Raw genomic sequence first — 14,944 nt, forward strand, 5'->3', positions numbered from 1 at the left:
GAGAGTGCGGTATAGAGCAGATAGCTGAATGGACTTTTGAGGGTGGCCCTGAACTTTATCTTAGGGGCTGACGGAAACCACAACCGTTATTTGAGTGGCATATATGTCAGTATATGAAAAAGTGGGCTTTGACCAAGTCAATTTGAGTGGCACCGCGGATTGTATAATTCGTCTCAAGTACGTATTTTTTGCGTACTTGGGACTTTTTTATTTGCACCGGCCCCTTTGTCCTGTCAACGGAAACCATTTTAGGAGGAGAAAATTATGAAAAAATCAATGAAAACCCTGTTACTGGCAGTTCTTGCTGCTACCGCACTCTCCGGCTGTGCTTCCAGCCCGGCTCCGGAAAAAACCACAGAAGCTCCTGCTTCCCAGGCTGCTTCTGAAGCAGCAAGCTCAGAACAGAGCGCTGAGAGTAAAACAGAAACTGATGGAGCATCCTATACCGTAGGAATTGCCCAGTTCGCTGAGCATGGCTCTCTTGACAACTGCAGGGAAGGCTTTTTGCAGGGACTTGCAGAAGAAGGAATTGAAGAAGGAAAGAATTTAACCGTTCTGTTTGGAAATGCCCAGGCTGACGGAGGAACCGCAAGCCAGATCATCACTGAATTTACTTCTAAAAAAGCTGATCTGATCTGCGCCATTGCTACACCAATTGCCCAGGCCGCTTACGGTGCTACCAAAAACAGCGATCTTCCTGTTATCTTTACAGCAGTTACCGATCCAGTCGCAGCTGCACTGGCTAACGCAGACGGAACACCTGTTGGAGAGATCACCGGAACCAGTGATAAACTGCCTGTAGAAAAGCAGCTGGAAATGATCCGCACTCTCCTTCCTGATGCAAAGACCATCGGCATTCTTTACAGCACCAGTGAAGTAAACTCAGAAACAGCAATTAAAGAATATAAAGCAGCAGCTCCTGCTTACGGTTTTGAAATCGTAGAAGGCCCTGTTACTTCCGCAGCAGATATCCCGCTGGCTGCTGACAGCATCTTGGAAAAGGTTGACTGTTTAAACAACTTAACGGATAATACAGTAGTAAGCTCCCTTCCTGTTATCTTAGACAAAGCTGCAAAGAAAAACATTCCTGTATTCGGCAGCGAAGTGGAGCAGGTAAAGATCGGCTGTCTGGCTTCCATCGGACTGGATTATGTAGACTTAGGAAAGCAGACCGGAAAAATGGCAGCAAAAGTATTAAAGGGTGAAGCAAAGGCAAGCGAAATGAATTTTGAAGTAATCAAAGAGGCAGCTTTCTACGGAAATACAAAGGTAGCAGAAAACCTGGGAATCACATTACCAACAGAACTGACCGACTCTGCTGCTGAGATTTTCACTGATATTGCCCAGTAATCAACACATTTGGAGGAATTGCAATCATGTCAATCATACTCGGCGTTTTGGAAGAGGGCCTGATTTATGCCATTATGGCGTTGGGCGTATACATTACCTATAAGATTCTGGATTTTCCCGATCTTTCTGTGGATGGAACCTTTCCTTTGGGAGGCGCAGTTACTGTGACTTTGATCCTGGCTAACGTACACCCCACGGCAACGCTTTTTATCGCTTTTGCTATTGGGGCACTGGCCGGATGCATCACCGGTTTTATCCATGTAAAATTAAAGGTAAGGGATCTTCTGTCAGGTATCATTGTCATGACTGCACTCTACTCCGTTAACTTAAGGGTTGCCGGAAAAGCCAATGTTCCTATTTTTAACAGCAGCACAATTTTTGAAAACCCGCTTATTGACCGGATTTTTTCCGGGAACCTTGCAAATGTAAGTGCTGTGGTGATTTTAGCTGTCATCGTTTTGGTTGTAAAGTTTTTGCTGGATCAATATTTAAAGACCCGCTCCGGCTATCTGCTTCAGGCTGTGGGAGACAACGAAGCCCTTGTCACCTCACTTGCCAAAGACAAGGGCATGGTAAAGATCATCGGCCTTGCAATCGCAAACGGCCTGGCTGCCCTGGCAGGTTCTGTTTACTGTCAGCAAAAGGGCTTCTTTGAAATCAGCATCGGTACAGGAACCATTGTTATCGGTCTGGCCAACGTGATCATCGGCACCAAGTTGTTTAAAAAGATTGGATTTGTAAAGACCACCACTGCTGTTGTTGCAGGCTCCATTATTTACAAAGGCTGTGTCTCCCTTGCTATTTCCATGGGAATGAAACCATCGGACTTAAAGATGATTACCGCTGTGCTGCTTTTGGCCATTCTGGTGCTGAGCAACGGAAGGGGAAAGAAGGTGAAGACTCATGCTTGAACTTCGGTCAATTAATAAATACTACAACCAGGGAACAGTCAATGAGATGTGCCTGTTTAACGATTTCAGCCTCACCATTGAAAATGAGCAGTTCGTATCAGTGGTTGGAAGCAACGGTTCCGGAAAGACTTCTCTTTTAAACCTGATCTGCGGAAGCATTCCATTGGACAGCGGTTCCATCCTGGTTGGCGGCAGCGACATTACCAATATGCCCGAATTTAAGCGCCAGCGCCGCATTGGCAGGGTTTATCAGAACCCAGCCATGGGAACGTGCCCCAGCATGACCATCTTGCAGAATATGGCCCTGGCCGATACAAAGGGCAAACCCTTTAATCTCCTCCCCGGAACCAACAAGCAGCGCATTGATTTTTACAGGGAACAGCTCCGATCTCTGGGCCTTGGCCTGGAGGATAAGCTGCAGGTAAAGGTAGGAGTTCTCTCCGGCGGACAAAGGCAGGCAATGGCCCTTCTCATGTCCACCATGACTCCCATTGAATTCCTGATTTTAGATGAGCATACCGCTGCTCTCGATCCCAAGACTGCAGAGATCATCATGGAGCTGACCGATAAGGTGGTAAAGGAAAAGCATCTGACCACCATTATGGTAACCCATAACCTGCGTCATGCGGTGGAATACGGAAACCGGCTTGTGATGATGCATCAGGGAACTGCCATCATTGATAAGGCAGGAAAAGAAAAAGAGAACCTGAATGTAGAGGATATTTTAGATAAGTTCAATGAAATAAGCATTGAATGCGGAAATTAAATACAGACTGAAAAACGGTTCTTAAAAGACCAGAGGTTGAATCCTGTCACGGAATCAACCTCTGGTCTTTTTTTCTGGCTTTAGAATCCCTTAATCAGCTCCCCATTCTTTGGTTCAAAGCGTCCGGTAAAGAAGCGCAGAACTTCTGGCTCATATACCCATTTAAGGCCGCTGATGTCACGTCTCTTCTGATACAACTGGATTACTGCGTCAGCAACATAGTCCAGATGTGCATATGTATACACCCTTCTCGGAATAGTCAGGCGGATTGTCTCCAGCTTCGGAACATGGTCCTCTCCTGTCTTAATATCCCTTCCTGCGGAGATGATGCCGCGTTCCATGGTTCTGACGCCGGAGTACTCAAAAACTGCCGCTGACAGAGCCTGCGCCGGGAAGTCCGTTTTCTGGTCCAAATGGTCTAAGAATGCACGGGCATCTACGAAAATTGCGTGGCCGCCGTAGGGCTTAACCATAGGAACTCCTGCAGCATCCAGCTTCTCGCCAAGGTAACGGATCTGATTTACCCGGTGGCTGATGTAGTTGTAATCCATTGACTCTCTAAGGCCGATTGCCATGGCTTCCATATCTCTTCCTGCCAGTCCGCCGTAGGTAGGCATGCCTTCAAACTGAACCACCATACCGGTTGCACGGATATATAAATCCCTGTCATTCATGCAGAGGAATCCGCCGATGTTGGTCAGGCAGTCTTTCTTTCCGGACATGGTACAGCCATCGCCGTAGGAGAATAATTCGTGTACAATCTCCTTAATGGTCTTGTCTTCATAGCCTTTTTCTCTTGTCTTAATGAAATATGCATTCTCCACGCATCTGGTAGCATCAAACATTACCTTAATGCCGTGCTTATGGGCCATCTCGGATACAGCCTTTATGTTAGCCATGGAAACGGGCTGACCGCCTGCCAGATTTACCGTAACTGCAAGGCAGATATATGGAATCTTGTCTGCGCCGACTTCGTCAATAAGAGCCTGGAATTTATTTAAGTCTATATTTCCCTTGAAGTCCAGGATAGCGTTTGGATCATGGGCTTCATCAATAACTACATCGCGGAAGGTGGCTCCATTGTGCTCCTGATGGAAGCGGGTTGTAGTGAAATACATGTTACCCGGCACATAGTCTCCCGGCTTAATGGTAAGAGATGACAGAATGTTCTCTGCGCCCCGTCCCTGATGAGTAGGAACTACATATTTAAATCCAAATAATTCCCGCACTGTCTCTTCCAGATGATAAAAGTTTCTGGAGCCGCCGTAGGCTTCGTCACCTAACATCAGTCCTGCCCACTGTCTGTCGCTCATTGCATTTGTTCCTGAATCGGTCAAAAGGTCAATGAAACACTCCTCTGATTTAAGCAGAAACGTATTATACCCCGCTGCTTTTATAGCTTCTTTCCGCTCTTCTTTGTTAAGGTTGCCCATAGGCTCCACCATCTTAATTTTGAAAGGTTCTGGTGCAAATTTCATCATATCCATTTTTTTATTCTCCTTTAAAATGTTTTTATTTTTCTTTTTTAAGTGAAAAATTCTTTTCATAATCCTTCAGGGCTGCAATTGCCTGGCCGGACAGCGGAATGATTGCTATCATGTTGAAAATGGTCATCAGTCCCACGCCTAAGTCTCCTAAGTCCCACACAAAGCTGTATGCGGCCAGACCTCCGATGAACAGCATCGCCAGTGCAAAGACCTTATATCCTGTCTGGGCTGCCCATGTATCTTTAAAAATATAGGCCACATTGCTGCGGGCATAATACAGAATGCCGATAAATGTGGAAAAGCTGAACAGGAACAGGATAATTGCGATAAAAACAACTCCAAATTTACCCAGATGGTAGTTCATGGCTCCCTGCAAAAGGTCCATCCCCTGCAATCCGCCCACCGACTCCTGCGGTGCTAAAAGCATCAGGAATGCAGTACAACTGCAGATTACCAGAGTATCGATGAAAACGCCCAAAGACTGAATCAGCCCCTGTGATACCGGATGCTCCACCTCGGCAGCCGCAGCCGCGCAGGGAGCCGAGCCGCTTCCGGCTTCATTTGAAAACAGGCCCCGTTTCACTCCATTCATGACAACGGCACCTAATCCTCCGCCTACTAAAGGCTTAAATCCCAGTGCATTGGAAAAGATATCGCTGAACATGGCCGGAAGATGGGTAATGTTCTTGACAATGACAAAGAGTGTAATCGCGATATAAGCGCATGCCATAACCGGCACAATGATGTCCAGCACCTTCACGGTAGCATTCTTGCGGAGCACGATATATGCAGAAACTGCAACCAGAACCACTGTAGTGGTTATCTGCGGAATGCCAAATGCATTTTTAAAGGCAGTGGAAACGGAGTTTCCGATTACCTGGCTGATACCTGCCCAGCAAAGCAGGCCCGAAAGTGCAAATGCAATTCCAAGAAATGTGAACTTGCATCCTTTTATGTAATGGGTATTACCATCCGCTGCTACATACTCTGCTTCCTTCTGGACATCCTCTACAAAGGCATCTTCACGCTTTACCTTTGTAATAAGCCGCATCCTTCCCATGAAATAGGCAGGTCCCCCTCTGTATCCCCCATAGAGAGGGTCTTTTTCTTTGTAAATCTGTGCTAAGGTTGCTTCTATGAATGCCGTAGACGAACCGATAAGAGCTGTTACCCACATCCAGAATACCGCACCTGAGCCTCCGAACGAAATGGCCGCTACCACGCCTGCTAAGTTCCCCATACCCACGCGGGTGGCCGTGGCGATGATCAGTGCCTGAAGACCGGAAATAGAATTCTGGTCTCCTCCTTGCTTTTTCTTCAAAGTGCACCGAATCATTTCCGGAAAAAGCCGGAATGGCAGGAATCTCGTTTTTACGGTGAAATAAAGTCCTGCGGGAATTAACAGGATCACCAGTAACGATATGCCGAACTGAGTTTCACCATTTGAAAATTCCAGAATAAACATATCGCCCCACAGCAGTTGATTGAGTGCTGTTACAATCTTTACGATGTAATGCCCCAGCCGTTCAAGTAGTTGCATCTCCCTATCCTCCTTCTCATATTTAAGTTAACCGCCTCTCATTTTCCCCTACTTTTATTTATGCATCATGCATGATGCATCACACGTGTTAAGCATATTATACAACAAAACCGAGCTTTGTCAATATCTTTTTAAATATTTTTTCTTTAGAAATATAGATAAACAAATCTAATTGTCCCGTTTATTGCTTTTAAATGAGGTTTATAGTAAGATGTAAAATAAAGATATTTAAGGCAATCCGGAAGGAGAAAATAATGAAAGATACTCTTGTGAAAATGACCTTAAGCGAGCAGATATACAATATCCTGAAAAATGAAATTATAAGCGGAACCATTCCTTTGGGAAGCAAGGTGACAAATAGAGAGCTGCAGGAACGTTTTTTAGTTTCCTCCACACCGGTACGGGATACCATCAATAAGCTGTACCAGGACGGCCTTGTAAAAGGGGTCACGAAAACAGGAGCACAGGTAATCAGCTTTGATTATGAATATGCGACAGAAATCAATGAATTCATTGCCGCAATTTCCAGTGTAGCCCTCACAATGACTGTTGCCAAGGGAACAGACAAAGAAGTGACAAAGCATTTAAAGGAATCTCTGAAAAAACAGGCGGCTGCTTCGGATGACGATGCCTACTTTGACGCAGACTTCCATTTTCACAAGTCGTTCTTTGACTTCTGCGGCAACCAGTTCCTGAAAGAGACCTACAAACGATACAATCTCATCCGTTTTCTTTTAATAAAGTCTGCAATCCGCACTGCTGAGGACCGTTCATGTTCCATTAAGCAGCACGGAGATATTGTCAACGCCTACAGCGCCGGTCAGTTTGGCCTGGCATCCCAGCTTCTTGAGCAGCATTATATCCACGGCCTTGCACTGATTAAAGAATACAATCCATAAAAAAATCAACAATACCCTGACTGCCAGCACAAAAGAAAATCTGTGCCTGACTGCCAGGGTATTGTTTATCCAATTTATCGGCTCATCTCGCTTTGAGGACCCTTGGTGCTATAATCCTTAATAACAGTATTGACCTCGCTTAAATCAGAGGTGGGAAGGTCTCCCGGTGAGGTATCGTAAATTACAGCACCGAAGGTGTGTATCTTTGATCGTCCAGAAATTGCCCTGGAAATTTACATCAAAAGAAATGATATTTTAGATAAGTTCAATGAAATAAGCATTGAATGAATAAATACCTTAATTTAATTCAGGCCAGAATTCTTTATTTACAGCTATTAATTCGTCTAATATTTGTTTCGCAACCTTTGCACTGGGAACTGTTTTGGAAAGTGTTATGGCCTGCCATAGCTTTTGATAGGATTTTTCTGCCTAGGCTTCTACCACCAACTTTTCCACTGATACCTGCTGTTCCATCAGCCCTTTTTGGAATTGGGGAATTTTTCCCATTGTTAAAGGCTCCGGTCCGTTGCTGCCTACGATGCAGGGTATTTCAACCATTCCTGTGGGATCAAAGTTTTCAATGGAACCATTATTGGGCACGATAAGCAGCATTCTCTCATGGGTGTTGTATGCAATGGCTCTGGCTAAATCCACAATATAGGAAGCATGATCATCAATTTCCATTGCACAGCCTTCTGTGGATTTATTTTCGATCACTTTTCTACATTCTCCAAATACAAACTTTTCCCGCCCATCCATTACTTCATTTGCTCTTGTATATTCCTTGTTGGAATGCTCTACAACATAGTCGGGAAACAGATAGTATTTTAAATATGTATTGGGCAGTGTATCCGGATCTAGGGCATATACATCTTTGGCTTTGGCAAAGGTATCACTCCAACTTGCATCCGTGTGCTGGTTCTCTCCCTTTTCCGCTACATATCCGTATTTGGCAACGTGTTCTTTTATTTTAGGCATTAAATCATTGCCCTCTTGATCATGGATATCTGACCACCAGCCAAAATGGTTAAGCCCATAGTATCTGACCGACATTTCTTTTCTTGACTTCAGGCCCACTATTTCTGCCATTCTGTCTTCTATGCCAACAGGCATATCACATATGTTTAATATCTTTGAGTCCGGCCTGAGTTTACGGGTTGCTTCGGCCACAATGGCTGCCGGGTTGGAATAATTGAGCATCCATGCATCTGGAGAATACGTTTCCATATAATCAAGAATTTCAAGAACTCCGCCTATGGATCTCATTCCATAAGCCATCCCTCCTGGTCCGCAGGTTTCCTGTCCTACAACTCCATATTTCAGAGGGATTTTTTCATCCAGTTCACGCATGGCATATTTGCCCACTCTTATGTGAGCCATGACAAAGTCAATATCTGTAAATGCTTCTTCCGGATTTGTTGTTGCAAGAAATTCTATTTCAGGTGCTTTTTCTTTTAAAATTATTTCACACGCCCCGGCTATGGTTGCCTGCCTTTCCCCATCATTGTCGTAAAACTTAAGTTTTCTTATAGGAAACCTATCCAGATTATCCAACAACATTAATACAATTCCCGGAGTAAAGGTGCTTCCTCCTCCTGCTATTACAACTGAAAATTTGTTCATAAATTTCATCCTCCTTTTATTTTTTCAGCAACTCTTCAAACTGTGTTCTCACAATAGGAACCGAAAGACCTACAATAACCTGAATTGCTTTTCCATTTCTGACTACTCCGTGGGCCTTCGCTTTTTTGAACTCGCTGTCAGGCGCCAGCTTCATCTCATCCTTAACGGATACCCGCAGTCTGGTGGCACAGTTTGTGACATCCTCGATATTCTCTCTTCCCCCAAGGCTGCCAGAAGCTGGGCTGCCTGACTGTCTTCTTCTGCTTCTGCCTTTTTGTCTTCGTTTTTTCCTTCCCCTTTTTTAGCCTTATAATCAGCCTTTGTAAACAGCTTTGTTTCCCCATCGTCTTCCTCCCGGCCCGGGGTGGCATAATTGAACTTCAGTATTAAGAAGCGGAATACAAAAAAGTAGATTGCTGTAAAGGTCAGGCCGATCAGGATTTGGGTTATATATGTACCTGAATGATACTTAAACAGAGGCAGCCAGTTCTGCGGTATATAGTTGTCAATCAATCCTCCTCCGAAATTTCCCACAACTCCAAATGAATACGATGTGGCAGCCAGGGTCGCAGCAAGCACAGCATGTACTGCAAACAATGCCGGAGCTATAAAAAGAAAGGTGAATTCAAGGGGTTCCGTAATGCCCACCAGGATCGCCGTAAGTGTGGCAGGGATTAAAAGGCTTGCCACGATTTTCTTCTTTTCCGGCCTGGCAGTTGCGTACATGGCCAGCGCTATGCCCGTACAGCCAAATACCTTGGAAAGTCCATGAAGTGGTGCAGTCCCGTTGGAATTAAAATCCGTTCCAGAAATGTATAAAGCCATACACCCAGCACTCCTGATGAAGATAAGAAGGTCTGCATCGCTCCGATTCCAAACTGAACCCTGGGCCATACCAGACAGATGATTAAGGCGGTTGGAATCATGACGGCAAAACCTATGATTGCTACAAAGGCGGAGCCCTGAAAGATTCCCAGGAAATCCGGAAGTCTCTTTTCATAGAATTTACCGTGGAGATACACTGCAATACCTGAAATCAAAATCGCTCCGATCATTCCCGTATCCAGAGTCTTTATCCCTGCAATCATTGCCAGACCGCTTGACATTCCGGTAGATGGGTCAACTCCGGGCGGAAGGCTGAAATCAACACCAAAGACCGGACCTGAAACCGTTAAGATAGCACCTACGAAATAATTGAATGTCAGGTAAATGATCAGGGCTTCCAGACATGCACGAGCTTCTGCTTTCTTAGCTAATGCAACCGGAAGGCCGACTACAAAAAGTAAAGGAAGCTGATTAAAGGTCGTCCACCCTCCCTGCTGGATTATATACCAGAAGTTATACCACATGGTGCCTTCTGCTGCTATAGAACCCATAATATCCTTGTTCGTAAACAAGATGGAAATTCCGACAGTCATACCGTAAAAGGCAAAGAATAAAACCGGAACAAACATTGCCGCCCCAAAACGCTGAATTTTTTGTTTCATTTTCTAAACCATCCTCCCCAGATTTTTTATCAAGATATCTTGCGTGAGATCATATTAGCAATAATCATAAATCTTTTCAATGGCTTTTGCCCATTTATGTCCTATGTGCGGTTTTAGATTATCCGCACAAAATTTGTGCGGCCGCACAGGCTTTTTTGACCATTCTTCACAACAAAAAAAAGCCGGATCAGAAGTACTGAACCAGCTTTTATTATTTTTGACAATCACACAGTTATATTAGTTTTTTCCAACTGCTGCAAATACATGATATATTTAAAAAACAGCATTTCAGCCAGAATAAAATACTGGCTCATGCTCTCGCAATTAATTCCGTTTTCCATCTTTATATTTTGGGTGGTGATATATAAATTCTGGTCACACAGCCTGGCAATGGAATTATCCGATAGTTTTGTGATGGAAATGGAGGGGATTCCCTTTAACTTTATCTTTTTTGCATATTCAACTCCGGACTTTGTTTCACCGGATACCGAAATAATGACAATCAAATCCTCTTCCGTTGCATTTTTCAGCAGGGTATTCATCTCACTCTCACCGTAGAGTATGACGAAAAATTTATCCACCATGATAAAATTCCGTTTCAGCTCATTTGCAACCTCTACTTGTACGGTTCCTGTACCATAGGCAAAGAGGCGCTTTGCCCTGTATATCATGCGGCACATTTCCTGGGTATCCTTTTCCCTGATATCCCGGATGGTTTTGTAGTAATTTTCACAGACATCATCCAGGCTGATGTCCTTTGTATGAGCGCTGCTGTCAAATTCCATCTTTAATCTCACTTTAAATTCCCCGAATCCCTCTAAAGACAGCTTCTGCATAAATCTGGAAATTGTAGTCCTTGAAACATTGCATTTCTTTGCCAGTTCATCACTGGACATCTCGCAGCACTCCCGTTTATTGCTCCATATATATTTCCATATGTAAAGGTCGTTTTGATTCAGCCTGCTGTAATTGCTGTTAACCAATTCCTCTAATTTCATATCTCCCCCTGCCTTTCAGGTAAAATCCCATCCCGATTATAACATCCTAAAAGTTTACTGTAAATATGAATGTATGTGAAAGAGCACCTCTAAGCATAGGCTTAAAGGTGCTCTCTCACATGAAAAATATTGTTCTATCTGCTCATTTCACTCTGAGGACCCTTGTTGTTATGGTCCTTTATAATGGTATTGACCTCGCTTAAATCAGAAGTAGGAAGGTCACCTGGTATGGTATTCTTTAATGCAGCGGTAGCATTGCCGTACTGGACAGCCTTCATACAGTCCCCTCCGCTGCTTAACAAGCCGTAAAGAGCGCCTGCAATGTAGGCATCTCCGCTTCCGATCCGGTCCACAACGTCAATGTTGCGGTAGGGTTCTTCCTCGTAATATTCCTTTTTAGAGGCATCGTAGATCACGGAACCAAAGGTATGGCTCTTTGGACTGTGTACAATCCTCTGTGTGGAAGCTACCACGGAAATGGGATATTCCTCTGTAAATTTCTTCATCATTTCTTTTGCTGTTCCCTCTTTCTTAAAGGTCAGCCTGGCTGTCTCTTCAGAACAGAAGAAAATATCTACATAGGGAAGAATCTGTTCAATGCATTCCCTTGCCTCTTCGCCTGTCCAGAGATTGCCCCGGAAATTCACATCAAAAGAAATGATAGTCCCTGTTTCCTTGAATTTCCTGATCATTTCAATGGCAGTGTTTCTGGTGTTCTCGCACAGGGCCAATGTAATGCCGGTGGTGTGAAAACAGGTGGTTGCCTTATACATTTCCTCCGGGAAAGAGGAAGTGCTGATCTGAACGAAAGAGCTGTTCTTCCTGTCATAAATGACCTTGGGCTTTCTTGGATATGCTCCGTATTCGTAGTAATAAAGCCCAAGCCTTGCGTTGGGGCTGTCATCGTAGACAAAATAGTCATCGCTGATCCCGTAGGAACGGACTTTATTTTTCACAAAGTTTCCTATGTCATTGGACGGAAGCTGGGTAACCACGCCGGTGTGAAGCCCCAGAAGGGAAGCGCCTACCGCAACGTTTAATTCCGCTCCGCCTACCTGCTTCTGAAAGGAATTTCCACGTACCAGACGTTCCACGCCTTCCGGAGAGAGACGCAAAAGCAGTTCTCCCAGGCTCAATAAATCAAAAGGTCTGTCAATCATTTTGAACTCACCTCCATCATTTTTAAAAACATCACTTTTAAAAAAGGGAGTCATTGATCAATGACTCCCATCTCTTTTTATAAATTATCTCTGAACACGTCCGGAACCGTCGCCGCCTGCTAAGGTATCTACGTCTTCTCTGGATACTAAGTTAAAGTCTCCAGGAATGGTGTGCTTTAATGCAGATGCTGCAACTGCATACTCCAGAGCGCTCTTGAAGTCCTTGCCGTCAGCCAGACCGCAGATCACGCCTGCTGCGAAGGAATCTCCGCCGCCTACGCGGTCAACAATAGGAGTCACGCGGTACTTCTTGGAGTGGTAGAATTCACGGGTAGCGCCATCCATGATGCATGCAGACCAGCCGTTGTCGGAAGCAGAAAAGCTTTCACGCAGAGAGCTTACTACATATTTGAAGTTGAACTTGTCTACCATCTGGTTGAAGATGTCTACATAACCCTGTAATTCCAGCTCGCCGGAGGTTACGTCAGTGTTGCCTGGCTTGAAGCCAAGAACCTTCTCTGCATCCTCTTCGTTGCCGATGCACACGTCAACGTACTGCATTAAGTTTGTCATAACCTTCTGAGCTTTCTCAGAAGACCATAATTTTTTACGGAAGTTTAAGTCTACGGAAACAGTTACGCCGTGAGCCTTAGCTGCCTTTAAAGCTGCTTCAGTCAGTTCTGCAGCGGCATCGCTGACTGCTGGTGTAATTCCTGTAAAATGGAACCACTCTGCATCCTTGAAAATCTCATCGAAGTTGAATTCTGCAGCAGTTGCTGTAGCGATAGAGGAATTAGCTCTGTCATATACAACAGCAGATGCTCTCATAGCGGAACCTGTCTCTAAGAAGTAGATTCCAAGTCTTTCGCCGCTTCTTGAGATGTGCTTTGTTCCTACGTTGTACTTTCTCAAAGCTGCTACTGCACAGTCGCCGATTGGGTTTTTCGGAATTGCAGTTACAAACTCAACGTCATGTCCGTAGTTTGCCAGGGAAACAGCTACGTTAGCTTCTCCTCCGCCGTAGTTTACATCAAACTCATCTGCCTGGATAAATTTTTCATTGTTTGGGGTGGATAATCTCAGCATGATTTCGCCCATTGTTACAAGTTTTCCCATTTTTGTATTCTCTCCTTAAAAATTAATGATTATTTTAATTATTTGCGTGCTGCTGCCACTGCTTCTACAAACTCTTTTGCCTTTGCGGTAACTGCTGCATAATCGCCGGTATTAGCGCCCTTTGTCAGGCTGCTTCCTGTTCCAACAGCATAAGCGCCTGCCTTAATCCACTTGTCCACGTTGTCCACGTCAACACCGCCGGATGGCATGAAATCACCCTGTGGAAGAGGTCCTTTGAAGGAGCTGATTGCTGCCGGTCCTACTAAGTTGCCCGGGAATACCTTAATGACATCACAGCCATACTCTAAAGCAGTAATAGCCTCGGTTGGGGTTAAAACGCCTGGAAGCATAGGTACTCTGTAGCGGTTGCAAAGCTTGATGGTCTCTACATTAAGGCCTGGGCTTACCACATAGTTTGCACCTGCAAGAATAACTGCTCTTGCTGTTTCCGGGTCCAGAACAGTGCCTGCGCCAATCACAATTGCAGGATTGTCTCTGTATTTTTCAGACATTTTAGAAATGAATTCAACAGGATTTCCCTGGTCCATGGTCATTGTGATCTCAATGAAATTGATTCCACCTGCAATGATGGCATCCACAACCTTCTCGCCCTGCTCCAAATTCTTTGCGCGGACAACAGCAACCAGACAGTCTTCTTTCATTCTTGCTAAAACCTGTTCTTTTTTCATGATTGATCTCTCCTTCTCTCAAATTCGTATATACGAATCATTTTCATATTTACGATTCTTATACTTGAAATATTAATCGTTTCCGACCGTTTTGTCAATAAGTATTCCTCATATTTTTCCAAGAAATCCTAACAATCCGGAAACCTCCGCTCCCTTGTCCCAAACCAGCTTTCCAAGAGCCTCATAATCCTCCGTTGGCTTATAGAGGCTGGACACACTGATGGCGCCTAAAACATTCCCGTCCCGGTTAAAAACAGGTGCTCCCACACACTGCATGTGCTCCTCCATCTCTCTGGCATCAAAGGCGTAACCCCGCTGACGCACCCGTTCCAGCTCCTCCATAAGCTGTTCCTTATTTTTGATGGTCCACTCCGTGTACTGGGTGAATTTGATCCTGCTGATCATCTTTTCCCTTTCCTCTTCACTGCTGTAGGCCAAAATCACCTTTCCAAGGGAAGTACAGTACATAGGATTTCTGGAGCCCACAGTAGCTGTAGTGATAATAGGGTTCTCCGGTTCAAACTTACATATGTATACAACGTGATGATCCGAAGGAATTCCGAAGAAAACAGTTTTTCCTACTTCTTTTGAAAATGCCTTAAGGACAGGTTCGATGGTTCCGATAAAGTCCAGGTTATTGGTATAGTTGACCCCGATCCGGTATGCCATCAGTCCGATGGTATAGTTCTGCTTCTGCCCTTTTGCCACATTTACCATGTTCATTTCGGCCAGGGTTGTTACAATGTCATAGGCACTGGTCTTTGGAAGGTCCAGCTTTTTACAGATATCATCAAGGGTTGCTCCCTCCGGTGACTGGGAAATCAAATTTAAAATTTCTATAGTCCTTTGTGTCGTTCTGTTCAGTTTCATGGTTCTGCCTCCATTTCTTGATATCAGTATACCCTTGAGGGCGAAAAA

14 protein-coding genes, 1 pseudogene and 1 other annotated feature (1 of these 16 only partly in view) are annotated in these 14,944 nt (G+C 44.6%); of the genes and pseudogenes, 4 read left to right on the plus strand and 11 right to left on the minus strand.

All coding sequences use genetic code 11. The features are described 5' to 3' along the window. Positions 1-179, plus strand: a binding site (T-box leader) (it extends 61 nt beyond the left edge of the window). 85 nt (positions 180-264) lie between these two features. From V7M78_RS16425 to V7M78_RS16435, 3 genes are read left to right on the plus strand one after another with little or no spacing between them, the layout of a single operon-like run. Then, the gene (locus V7M78_RS16425) at positions 265-1,350 is read left to right on the plus strand and encodes an ABC transporter substrate-binding protein (RefSeq protein ID WP_333651445.1); all 1,086 of its coding nucleotides are present in this window, start codon (positions 265-267) and stop codon (positions 1,348-1,350) included. A 26-nt stretch (positions 1,351-1,376) separates the two neighbouring features. Then, entirely contained in the window at positions 1,377-2,261 is an 885-nt protein-coding gene (locus V7M78_RS16430) for an ABC transporter permease (protein WP_442914668.1), read from the plus strand. Further along, entirely contained in the window at positions 2,254-3,027 is a 774-nt protein-coding gene (locus V7M78_RS16435) for an ABC transporter ATP-binding protein (protein ID WP_333651446.1), read from the plus strand. Before V7M78_RS16430 ends, V7M78_RS16435 begins: the two co-directional genes overlap by 8 nt. 80 nt (positions 3,028-3,107) lie before the next feature. On the opposite strand, the gene V7M78_RS16440 is transcribed toward V7M78_RS16435, so the two are convergent. Beyond that, positions 3,108-4,514, minus strand: a complete 1,407-nt coding sequence (locus tag V7M78_RS16440; protein WP_333651447.1) for a tyrosine phenol-lyase — start codon at positions 4,512-4,514, stop codon at positions 3,108-3,110. Between the two features lie 25 nt (positions 4,515-4,539). Further along, on the minus strand, positions 4,540-6,054 hold the full coding sequence (locus V7M78_RS16445; protein ID WP_333651448.1) for an alanine/glycine:cation symporter family protein: 1,515 nt from the start codon (positions 6,052-6,054) through the stop codon (positions 4,540-4,542). 254 nt (positions 6,055-6,308) lie between these two features. Between V7M78_RS16445 and V7M78_RS16450 the strand changes: the two genes are divergently transcribed. After that, on the plus strand, positions 6,309-6,953 hold the full coding sequence (locus V7M78_RS16450) for a GntR family transcriptional regulator (RefSeq protein WP_333651449.1): 645 nt from the start codon (positions 6,309-6,311) through the stop codon (positions 6,951-6,953). Positions 6,954-7,250: 297 nt separating this feature from the next. On the opposite strand, the pseudogene V7M78_RS16455 reads toward V7M78_RS16450, so the two are convergent. The 9 genes and pseudogenes from V7M78_RS16455 to V7M78_RS16495 form a co-directional block, all read right to left on the minus strand. Continuing rightward, a pseudogene (locus tag V7M78_RS16455) lies at positions 7,251-8,576 on the minus strand (6-phospho-alpha-glucosidase). Between the two features lie 16 nt (positions 8,577-8,592). After that, positions 8,593-8,784, minus strand: coding sequence for a glucose PTS transporter subunit EIIB (locus V7M78_RS16460; RefSeq protein ID WP_333651484.1), 192 nt, complete (start codon positions 8,782-8,784; stop codon positions 8,593-8,595). Then, positions 8,727-9,401: a PTS transporter subunit EIIC gene (locus V7M78_RS16465; RefSeq protein WP_333651450.1), complete on the minus strand. Its 675-nt coding sequence runs from the start codon at positions 9,399-9,401 to the stop codon at positions 8,727-8,729. The genes V7M78_RS16460 and V7M78_RS16465 overlap by 58 nt, the downstream gene beginning before the upstream one ends. Further along, positions 9,311-10,063 (minus strand): PTS transporter subunit EIIC, encoded by a 753-nt coding sequence (locus V7M78_RS16470; RefSeq protein WP_333651451.1) that lies wholly within the window; start codon positions 10,061-10,063, stop codon positions 9,311-9,313. Before V7M78_RS16470 ends, V7M78_RS16465 begins: the two co-directional genes overlap by 91 nt. A 224-nt stretch (positions 10,064-10,287) precedes the next feature. Further along, entirely contained in the window at positions 10,288-11,061 is a 774-nt protein-coding gene (locus V7M78_RS16475) for a MurR/RpiR family transcriptional regulator (protein ID WP_333651452.1), read from the minus strand. A 134-nt stretch (positions 11,062-11,195) separates the two neighbouring features. Beyond that, the gene (locus tag V7M78_RS16480; protein WP_333651453.1) at positions 11,196-12,221 is read right to left on the minus strand and encodes a sugar kinase; all 1,026 of its coding nucleotides are present in this window, start codon (positions 12,219-12,221) and stop codon (positions 11,196-11,198) included. An 84-nt stretch (positions 12,222-12,305) separates the two neighbouring features. Next, the gene (locus V7M78_RS16485) at positions 12,306-13,337 is read right to left on the minus strand and encodes a sugar kinase (protein ID WP_333651454.1); all 1,032 of its coding nucleotides are present in this window, start codon (positions 13,335-13,337) and stop codon (positions 12,306-12,308) included. Positions 13,338-13,375: 38 nt separating this feature from the next. After that, on the minus strand, positions 13,376-14,026 hold the full coding sequence (locus V7M78_RS16490) for a bifunctional 2-keto-4-hydroxyglutarate aldolase/2-keto-3-deoxy-6-phosphogluconate aldolase (protein WP_333651455.1): 651 nt from the start codon (positions 14,024-14,026) through the stop codon (positions 13,376-13,378). Between the two features lie 108 nt (positions 14,027-14,134). Beyond that, on the minus strand, positions 14,135-14,896 hold the full coding sequence (locus tag V7M78_RS16495; protein WP_333651456.1) for an IclR family transcriptional regulator: 762 nt from the start codon (positions 14,894-14,896) through the stop codon (positions 14,135-14,137). Between the last annotated feature and the right edge of the window lie 48 nt (positions 14,897-14,944).

Origin of the sequence: Lacrimispora sp., from assembly GCF_036758025.1 — a bacterium.
Classification (GTDB): Bacteria; Bacillota; Clostridia; order Lachnospirales; family Lachnospiraceae; genus Lacrimispora.